The 10,523-nt window shown below is 45.4% G+C and carries 7 protein-coding genes and 1 pseudogene; 6 read left to right on the forward strand and 2 right to left on the reverse strand.

What is annotated here, in order from left to right:
* The 6 genes and pseudogenes from QZ735_RS03745 to msrA all read left to right on the forward strand — a co-directional run.
* Positions 1–395: pseudogene (locus QZ735_RS03745) on the forward strand (TonB-dependent receptor); the annotation flags it as partial.
* A 40-nt stretch (positions 396–435) separates the two neighbouring features.
* The gene (locus QZ735_RS03750) at positions 436–1,644 is read left to right on the forward strand and encodes a PepSY domain-containing protein (RefSeq protein ID WP_294244376.1); all 1,209 of its coding nucleotides are present in this window, start codon (positions 436–438) and stop codon (positions 1,642–1,644) included.
* Complete coding sequence (locus tag QZ735_RS03755) at positions 1,641–3,758, forward strand: TonB-dependent receptor (protein WP_294244378.1); 2,118 nt, start codon at positions 1,641–1,643, stop codon at positions 3,756–3,758. Before QZ735_RS03750 ends, QZ735_RS03755 begins: the two co-directional genes overlap by 4 nt.
* 203 nt (positions 3,759–3,961) lie before the next feature.
* Positions 3,962–5,173, forward strand: coding sequence for a PepSY domain-containing protein (locus tag QZ735_RS03760; protein WP_294244380.1), 1,212 nt, complete (start codon positions 3,962–3,964; stop codon positions 5,171–5,173).
* Positions 5,174–5,258: 85 nt separating this feature from the next.
* Positions 5,259–6,227 (forward strand): ROK family protein, encoded by a 969-nt coding sequence (locus tag QZ735_RS03765; protein WP_294244381.1) that lies wholly within the window; start codon positions 5,259–5,261, stop codon positions 6,225–6,227.
* A gap of 351 nt (positions 6,228–6,578) precedes the next feature.
* Positions 6,579–7,133, forward strand: a complete 555-nt coding sequence (gene msrA, locus QZ735_RS03770) for a peptide-methionine (S)-S-oxide reductase MsrA (protein ID WP_294244383.1) — start codon at positions 6,579–6,581, stop codon at positions 7,131–7,133.
* A gap of 81 nt (positions 7,134–7,214) precedes the next feature.
* Here the strand turns inward: msrA and QZ735_RS03775 are convergent, their stop codons facing one another.
* Both QZ735_RS03775 and QZ735_RS03780 read right to left on the reverse strand, forming a co-directional pair.
* Complete coding sequence (locus QZ735_RS03775) at positions 7,215–8,969, reverse strand: RagB/SusD family nutrient uptake outer membrane protein (RefSeq protein ID WP_294244384.1); 1,755 nt, start codon at positions 8,967–8,969, stop codon at positions 7,215–7,217.
* Positions 8,970–8,982: 13 nt separating this feature from the next.
* On the reverse strand, positions 8,983–10,523 hold a 1,541-nt coding region (locus tag QZ735_RS03780; RefSeq protein ID WP_294244385.1), incomplete at its 5' end, for a TonB-dependent receptor.

Raw genomic sequence — 10,523 nt, forward strand, 5'->3', positions numbered from 1 at the left:
CTATAAATTATATTGATCCAGTAACCAATACTCCTAAAGTGCTTCGTAAAGAAGGAGATAAAGTTGCCGGCTATGCAAAGCATACAGTAAATGGTTGGCTAAATTATACATTTACAACTGGAACACTTGAAGGATTTGGGCTTTCTTTTGGAGGAAGCTATTTGGCAGACAGAACATCTTGGACTTGGGATTCGACGGGTACAACTAAACCAATGAATGATTATCTGAAATTTGACGCCGGAGTTTCTTGGGAAAATTCTAAAATTCGCATAAATATGAATGTTTTCAATGTATTTAATAGATACTTGTATTCAGGCGCAAATTATGGCTCTTATTATTACTATCAAGCTGAAGCACCTAGAAACTGGAGACTTTCAATAGGATATAAATTTTAATATTTAAAAGTTAACCCCTCAAAAGGTTAACTTTTTTCGCATGAGAAAGAAGCACCATCATCAGAAGAAACCTTCTTTTGGCAAAAAATGGTCGGCCAGACTGCATCTGTTGTTTGGCCTGTCCATTGGGCTTATTGTGTTCATCGTTTCCCTTACCGGGACGATGTACGTCTTCAAGGATGAGATCCAGCACCAGCTCCGGAAGGAAGCCATGTTTGCAGAACCCGGAACCGTTACCCCTCATCCGCTTTCCATTGCGGTACTGAAAGAAAAGGTAACACTGGAAATAAAGGAGAAATATCCCGTTACTTCAGTGGAGATTTACCTGGATAAAAACCGCTCTTACGAATTCCTGTACTATGAAAGGGATAAGAAAGCCTGGAATTATTTCGATGAGGTAAAGATCAACAAGCTGGTCTATGTCAATCCCTATACCGGCAAAATCCTGGGGGTTTACAATGAAAAGTATGACCTTTTCCCGATCCTGAAATCCGTTCACTGGAGCCTGCTCCTGAAAGCAGACTGGGGAAAATATGTGGTGGGGATTCCAGTGGTCCTTTTCATCATCCTGCTGATCACAGGAATTGTTTTATGGTGGCCTAAAAATAAAAAAGCCCGGAAAGGAAGATTCAGGTTCGAGTGGAAGAACGTAAAAAACTGGAAGCGCAAAAACTACGATCTTCACAATATTTTAGGATTTTATGCTTCGGTCATTGCCCTGCTGATGAGCCTGTCCGGAATTTATTTTGCCTATCCCTGGGTTAAAAACACGTTCAATTTCGCACTGTCCGGCGCTATGGAACTTCCGAAAGAAAAAGAAATGAAATCACCCGATTCGTTGCTTGCCAGAAACAATTCGGTTTTTGACCTTACGGCTCAGGAAACGAGAAAGCTGTATGCTGCCTCATCCAGTTTCAGGATCCCGCTGAACGGGAAAAACAAAAAAGGAAAAGCATTAAAAAACATTCCGGTTACTGTATATGGCGAAGACGGAAGGTATGCCGTAAAAAACCAGCTCGCCTTTGACACCTACTCCGGAAAACGGCTGATGAACAAGCCGCACCACAAACTTACCGCTGCAGAAAAATACGCCCACGCCAACTATGACATTCATACCGGCTCCTATTTCGGGCTTGCCGGAAAAATCATCTGGTTTATAGCAGGGCTTATCTGCACCTCGCTGCCCGTAACCGGATTTCTGGTATGGTGGGGGAAAAGAAAAAAACAAGGAAAGAAAAAAATATCATGAAAAAAGCACTGATCGTGGCAGCTTCCCTCGGAAGCACCATCGCTTTTGCACAAGCGGCCGACAGCCTGAAAGTAAAAAACGTAGATGAGGTGGTGATGACCGCCTCCCGGAAAAAAGAAAACATCAAGGAAGTTCCGGTCTCAGTAACGGTTGTCAGCCAGAAGCAGATCCAGTCACAGCTCACCGTCAATTCAGACATCAGCAATATTCTACAATATACCGTTCCCAGTCTTGCTCCCAGTTCAGGAACGACAACCAACAGCGGCCAGACCCTCAGGGGAAGACAGGTACTCGTCCTGATCGACGGAATTCCGCAGTCGACACCATTGCGGAACGGCGCAAGGGATATCCGGTCCATCGATCCTTCTGTTATCGAAAGAATCGAAGTGATCAAGGGCGCGACCTCCGTTTACGGGAACGGATCGGATGGAGGAATCATCAACTACATCACGAAAAGAGCAGGCAGCGACCGCAGGATTTCCGGACAGTCGCAGATCGGGATAACCGGCCAGCTGTACGGAGGGACACTGGGCTTCCGGGCCAGCCAGTTCCTGACCGGAAAAATCACTCCAAAATTTGATTATGCCGCATCCCTGGCCTACGAAAGAACCGGATACATGAAAGATGCCGACGGTACCAACCTCAGCCCGACCTACAGCACCGCCAAAATGGACAATTACAACGGAATGCTGAAACTGGGATATAACCTGAACGACAACCAGAGAATAGAAGCCTCCTACATCGGGTATGCTTCAAAATCCGGTCTCGACCTTGGCCTTAAAACCGGCAAATATGGCATGATCCCGACCATCGGGGAAGGAACTTCCAGAAATCAGGAGCTTACCCCGCAGGGAACACCGAGAAACCACAACTTCAAAATAAGCTATGATAACCGGAACCTCTGGAGCGGGACTTCGCTCAACATTAATCTTTACCTCCAGGATTTCAGAACGGTATACGGATACAGTGATACCTTCCTGAACGGCGGCCAGTCCAATGTCATTTCCAGGAAAAAAGGAATGAGGTTCAATTTTGACACCCAACTCTGGAGTACAAAGAATTCCCAGGGAGAAGTGCTGTACGGAGCCGATATTTTAAATGATAAAACCGTGCAGAAACTCGAAGACGGGCGGTACTGGACCCCGGACATGGATATGACCAATACCGCTCCCTTCATGCTGGTAAAAATCGATCTTTTCAAAAAGCTGATCATGAAAGGGGGACTCCGTTACGAAAACATCAGGGTAAAAGTAGGTGATTTCAACACCCTTTCTTCTATAAAAAACGACGGAACCTTTACCAAAAGCATTTTTGTGACCGGTGGCGACCTGGAATACAATGCATTGGTCGGGAATATCGGTTTCCGGTACAACATCAATCCTGAGATCAACCTGTTCGGAAGCTTCTCGCAATCCTACTCCATCAATGAGCTGGGGAGGATCCTGAGAACCTCCACTTCCGATACGATCAGCCAGCTGGAAACCAAGCCGATTATCGTCAACAATTATGAGCTGGGCGCTACAGGGCAGATTGTAAAAGGAGTTAGCTATGAAATTACCTCTTATGTAAGCACCTCGAAGCTGGGCGCCACATTTATCCAGAGCCCGGACCGGTCACTGACAATACAGCGGGCCCCGGAAGTAGTATATGGTGTGGAAGGATTCCTGCATTTTAATCCGGCAGAGTGGATCAGCTTCGGCGGAAGCTACAGCTGGATGGAAGGAATCACTTCCCCGAAGGACGACGGCGATTATTCTACCAAAATAAACAACAGCAGGATTTCAGCTCCGAAAATTTTAGCTTATGTACAGGTAAAGCCTGTCCGCAATCTGTCGGTAGCACTGGATATGCTGCATGCTTCCGGGCAAAACCGCTTTGAGCCGAATTCAAAAACCGGACTCTACACCTATGGCGAAGGTGCCGTTCCCGCATACACCGTTTTTAACTTAAGATCCGGCTATGAAGTAAATAAAAACTGGAAGGTTTCTCTTGGGGTAGAAAATCTTTTCAACAGGCTGTACCAGCCGGCCATTGCCTGGTGGGCGGCAAGAGACAGTGACTTTGTCAATGCCCTGGGCATGCGGGGAACTTTCATGATCGAATACAAGTTTTAATCCGCTAAAAATAAAAACTTTACAGGAAAGAACGGGAAACAGCCGGTTTTTTCCTGTATCATCCGGTTCTTATCATCTGTAACCCTTCTGCATGCGTGATAATGCTGTTTCTTTACAAAAAAGATATTCCTCCGAATTTCGTTAATTATAAATATTCTAAATAAAAATTAATATATTATCTTTGCCGGAATTAAGAAAGGGATATGAGGAAAAAGCATCACCATAAGAAAAAACTAAGCGCCTTTAAGAAATGGACCGGAAAACTGCATTTGTGGCTGGGCATGGGCGTAGGATTCCTTATTTTTATTATTTCCATTACCGGAGCGTTGTACGTTTTCAAGGATGAAATTGAAAATTTCACCCGTAAAGAGGTTATTTATCATCATGAGCAGAACATGGATCAGAAAGAGCTGCTTCCCATCCGCGTACTGGAAAAAGCCGTAGTGGAACAGGTACAGGAGAAATATCCTGTTCATTGGGTAAACATTCCGGTGGATAAAAAAATGTCTTATCTTTTCTACTGGTATGAGCATAACCCGGAGGCCTGGAATTATTTTAATGAATTTCCTGTCTATAAAGTGGCCTATGTAAATCCGTACAGCGGAAAAGTGCTGGCCACGTATGATGAAAAGAACGGTTTTTTCCAGATCGTTAAAATGATTCACTGGAGCTATCTCCTGAAGCAGTCATGGGGAACCTATCTCGTAGGTATACCGGTAATTATCTTCGTCATCATGCTAATCTCAGGGATCATCCTCTGGTGGCCGAAAAACAAAGCGGCCAGAAAACAAAGGTTCTCTTTTAAGTGGAAAAACATAAAGAGCTGGAAAAGGAAGAACTATGACCTCCATAATGTACTCGGTTTCTATGCTTCCGTATTTGCTCTTATCTTTGCCATCACCGGCCTGTTTTATGCTTTTTTCTGCGTACAGGCAGCCATTTACTTCACATTCTCCGGCGGCGAGACCCAATATCCTGATTTTTCTGCCATCAAAACCAAGGCGCCCATTGAAATGAGGACTGAAGGGACGCTGGATAAAATCAGCAACACCGTAAAAGCAAAGTATCCGGATTCTTACGGTTTCTCCATTGATCTCGGCCATGAGCATATGGACGACCATGAACACCCGAATTTTGAAGTCTATGTAAAGCACCTCTCCTACTCCTACCATAAAAGCAGCAGCCTTATTTTCGACGAAAATTCCGGGGAACTGCTCCATACCCATGATATGAAAGATAAAAATTTAGGGGAAAAAGCTGTCGGGGCTAATTATGATATCCACGTAGGATCCATTCTGGGGCTCCCTACGAAGATCATTGCTTTTATCGTCAGTCTGATCTGTGCCTCGCTGCCGGTTACCGGATTCATGATCTGGTGGGGAAGACGGAAAAAGAAAAAAGTACAGCCTGCCTGAAAAAAAATTCAACAATTATTCCGTTAACGGTCTATTAATACAATCTTTTTTATAATTTTAACCTTTTAGAATTTTAAAACAGAACATGTCATTAATCGATTTATCAAAAAAGGTTGCCCTGGGAATTGACATAGGCGGCACGAATACCAAATTCGGAGTGGTAAACCACAGGGGGGAAGTCCTGGAAAAAGGAAATATCCGTACCGATGCCTATCCTACCGTAGAAGGGTATATTGATGCTCTTTACGAAGCGGTATCTCCCCTTATCGAAAACTACGGAAACGAAAGGAATTTCGACGGGATCGGCGTAGGAGCCCCCAATGCCAATTATTATACCGGAACGATTGAACAGGCCCCTAACCTTCCCTGGAAAGGAGTCATCCCTTTCGCGGAACTTATCAAAGCGAAATTCGGACTTCCGTGCACCATTACCAATGACGCCAATGCGGCAGCGATCGGGGAAATGCTTTTCGGGGCAGCCCGCGGGATGAAAGATTTTATCATGATCACACTGGGCACCGGCGTAGGGAGCGGCATCATCGCAGGCGGAAAACTGATCTACGGGCATGACGGATTTGCAGGTGAGCTGGGCCATACCATCGTAAAGCCCGGCGGAAGAAAACACTGGAGTACCGGTTCTGAAGGCTGTCTTGAAGCCTATGCATCGGCAACAGGAATTTCGATTACGGCAAAGAAGATGAGGGCAGAATTTCCGGAATCCCTGCTGAACCAGTATCCTGAAGAATCCATCAATTCTAAAACCGTTCATGAATGTGCCATCAAGGGCGATCCCATCTCCATTGAAGTGTTCCGCTACACCGGACAGAAACTGGGGGAAGCACTGGCCAACTTTGTGATGTTCTCTTCGCCTGAAGCCATTCTTCTGTTCGGCGGTGTCATCAAAGCCGGTGATTTTATCTTAAAACCCACCAAACTCCATATGGAGCGAAACCTGCTTCCTATTTTCAGAAATAAAGTAAAACTGGTATTCAGTGAACTGGACGAAGCAGATGCTGCCATCCTGGGAGCAAGTGCCCTGGTTTGGGAAAAATAACTGAAATTTATTTAAATGATATCAGCATCCTTTCAAGGGTGCTTTTTTTTGGATACACATTGAATTGATTATATGAATTAAATGGGCTAAGCCCTTTCTACTTATCCCTTTCTTTACCTTCGGAATAATCGCCATATAAGAAAGTCTTTTCATTAATAAGCAGTATGCAGATTACCGGATAACACAGAATTTTATTATTTACTTTGATTATTTGTCTGATCTATCACCATCATCAGCGGAAGGACCGGAGAATGGCGTGGAAATTGGAAAAGTTTTCCTTATTTTTGATAGGTTTTTTCTCCGCTCCTATTCCTTTAACGAGAAAATATTTTAAATCATAATTAAACGACAATGGACAACAATAATTTAGCACAGATCACTTTTGGCGGCGGATGTTTCTGGTGTGTGGAAAGCTGTTTCAATATGCTGAAAGGCGTACAATCGGCTGTTTCAGGCTATTCGGGGGGCCACAAAGACCACCCGACCTATGAAGAAGTATGTACGGGAACGACAGGCCATGCGGAAGTGGTACAGATCACTTATGATCCGGCGGTCATTTCATACGAGCAGCTGATGGACGTGTTCTTTTTCCTGCATGACCCGACCCAGCTGAACCGACAGGGAAATGATATAGGCACCCAGTACCGCTCGGTCATCTATTATAAGGATGATGCCGAAAAAGCCAAAGCGGAAGAAGCCATCAAAGCTTCTCAGGAATCCGGAAGATGGCCCGGAACTTACGTGACCGAAGTATCGGAGTTCGAAAAATTCTGGCCGGCCGAGCAATACCACCAGGGATACTATCATGAAAACCCAACCCAGCCGTATTGCAGCGCTGTGGTAGGACCGAAGATCCAGAAGTTCAGAAAACATTACCAGGAACTGGGAATGCTGAATGCGGAATGACAACAGGTAACCCTTACAAAATAAAAGCGAAGAACGTATGCTCTTCGCTTTTTGTATGATTAAAAATTTCCCTCAGGAATATTAATATCCCGGATTCTGTGAAAAATCCTTTGATGCATCCAGTGCGGTCTGCGGAATCGGGAAAATCCTGCGGTAAGGCTGGGAAGCGGGTTTTGCGGTTCCTGCCAGGTCAAACTTCCCGAAGCGGATCATGGCTTTCCTCCTGTACATTTCCCAATACAGCTCATACCCGGATTCCCTGAAAAGCACGTCGGCGTCCAATGAGGCAATGGCCGCGCCCGTTGCATTCCCGAACAAGGCTTCGCGCTTCCTGCCCGTCCTCAGTTTATTGACATCAGCCAGCGCAGCGGTTACATTTCCGCTCCTGAAGTAGGCTTCCGCTCTCATCATATAGATTCCGCCCAGCCGGTAGAGCGGAACATCCATCCCGCTGGTACCGTTGTTACCGTATCCCGGATCAAATTCAAACTTGAAGTTCCTCACTCCCCTGTTGATCTGAGCCTGCGTAAACACGGCCTCCAAAGGATTATCAAAATTCAGTTCCGGCGTAAAATCTGCTGCAAGCGTTGTATTTTTCTCAGTGTACAGTTTGTATACCTTGATTCTTCCGTCTGTGGCCAGATCAAAGTTTCCGTTAACGATTTTCGGGCCGTACTGCTGTCCTGCCTGCAGGCCTCTGTTAAAATGGAACCAGGGCTTCCCGGTTCCCTCTACTTTGCTGGAAGAAGGTACGCTCACGTCGGTGCCGTCATTCCTGAACCAGGTGCCGTCATCATACTGATAATACCTGTGGAAGCGCGGATCATCATGATTCCCGTTCCATGAATAGTAGAATTCCGGGGTTACGCAGGAAGCATTGGTTCCCCTGTTGTCGGGCGAAGGTTTCTGTATCCTTTCCATCGACATATAAGCGAGATCGTTATCCGCATTCCTGTTGGAATTCTTTTTCTGAACCACACTGAAGATCATTTCCTTGCTATCATCATTGTTAATATCGAAATTATGGAAATAATTGGACTCCAGGCTGAACATAGAATTGTTGATCAGCAGGCCGGAATACTGGATTACTTTATCCATGTCTGTTCCGCCTCCGTTCACGGCTTGTTCCATGAAATTGAATGTCCCTGCCGTTTTATTCCTGATGACTGCCCGGTTCAGGTACATGTCTGCCAGCAAGGCGTAAGCGGCCTGCTTTGTAAATCTTCCGGCATGGGTATTCTGGGTTTTAAGATCGGCCAGGTTCGGGATCAGGCTTTCCACTTCCGTGATGAGGGCATCGATGGTAGTTTCCGCTTTCCGTACCTGGATTGGCGCACTCTGATTGTCCGGATCGCGGTAAGGCGCCTGCCCGAAGAGATCAATTGTCGTATAGGTGTAATAGGCAAGCAATCCTTTGGCTTCCGCCAGGAACAGCGCTTTATTGCTGATGCTGCTTTTGTTGATGCTTCCGATGGCAAAGAGGGACTTGGCGATTCCATAGTTCAGCTGGTTCCAGGTATTTTTCACCACATCGTTACCGGCATTCCAGGTAAACTCATGCATGGCCCGCCATTTTCCGCCGTCACCCCAGTCGCTTCCTCTTGTGGGTAATAAAGCTTCGTCGGTAGAATATTCCTGAAGGGCAAAAACGCTTCCATGGTCTACAAAAGTTCCGTCTCCCAGCTGTCCGTACGCAGCGGCAAGGGAAGCTTCGGGATCGGCATTCTGGCTGGAAGGAAGTTCGTCGAGCAGTTTTTCTTCCAGATTGGTACATCCGGTAAATGCGAGTGCAGCAACGGATAAGGTAATGGTATTGAAGATAGATCTGAATTTCATGAGGTCTGTTGGATTAAAATTTAACGGTAGCGCCCAGAATAAAGGTTTTAGCTGAAGGATAAGTGGTATAATCGATTCCAAGCGATTGGTTTCCTCCGGAGGCTTTGCTGGTATCTACCAAAGGATCATAGCCGGTGTAATGGGTGATTGTAAATACATTCTGGGCACTTACATACAGGTTAATGCTTCTCAGGAATTTAAGCTGGCTCATATCAAAAGTATAGCCCAGTCTCACATTATTGAGACGGATAAAATCTGACTTTTCAAGATATAATGAAGACAGCTGCGGCTGATTGGTAAAACTGGCACCTGATTCATAATAGTTCCGCAATACATTCCGGTCTGAGGCCAGGTTATTGATATTGAGGTTGATTGCCGTATTGTTTACCAGATAACCTCCGGTCTGCCCGATAAAAGAAAATGAGAAGTCCAGTCTCTTGTACTTCATGTAAGAGTTGATTCCGAAAGTAAAGTTGGGGATGGCACCTTCAAATACTTTACGGTCTGCCGGATCGATTTTCCCGTCCCCGTTGATATCTTCATAGATGTATTTCCCATTGGCATCGGTTCCCAGGTAGTTCAGCATATAGAAAGATCCGGCTTCATATCCGTTTCTGTAGATATTGGCAGTCACGCCTGAGAATCCCGGGCCTGAAATTTCTCCCGAATAGATTCCTGAAACCGGAAGGCCTTTCACCTCATTTTTTACCGTAGCACCGTTTACATCAAAATTCCAGGTGAAATGTTCATTCCTGATGATTTCTGAACCGATGGAGATTTCAAAACCTTTATTGACAATTTTTCCTTCCGCATTCCTGTACATCATATCAGTAGCGCTCAGCGCAGGAGTTGGAATATATAGAATGGCGTCTTTGGTGGCTTTATTATAGTATTCAACCGAACCGTAAAGCCTGTTTCTCCATAAGCTGAAATCGGCTCCGATGTTGGATTGTTCTACAGTCTCCCATTTCAGATCGGGATATTCGGTCCGGTTGATCTGGATTCCGTTGATGAGGTTCAGGTTGTCATACAGATAATAGCCTCCGGACTGGGAAAGCGAATAACTGGCCTTTGTAATCTTGTTCTGGACTTCCTGGTTGCCGGTCTGGCCCCAGCTTCCTCTCAGCTTCAGTTCATTGACGACCGGTGAGTCTTTGAGGAAATTTTCATTGGAAACGGTCCAGCCTACCGCAACGGAAGGAAAATAGCCGTATTTATTGTTATCCCCGAACCTGGTGGAACCATCGGCTCTCAGGGAAGCAGTCAGGAGGTATTTCTTATCGAAATTGTAATTTACCCTTCCAAAGTAGGATTGCAGCTCATTTTCCTGGGCAAATCCGGGTCCCGGAATAAAAGTTTCCCCTGAATAGCCCGGATTGATATCCGGTGAAATCCCGGCCCCTTTGTCAAGAATGTTCCTCACTCCGAAATATGTTCCTGAGTTCTTGAATTTCTGGTAGGAAAATCCTCCCAATGCACTGAAATTATGTTTACCCAGACTGAAATCATAGGTTAAATAATGTTCCATCAGGACATTATAGGAATCGGTATTGG

The organism is uncultured Chryseobacterium sp. (assembly GCF_913776365.1).
In the GTDB taxonomy this organism is placed as follows: domain Bacteria; phylum Bacteroidota; class Bacteroidia; order Flavobacteriales; family Weeksellaceae; genus Chryseobacterium.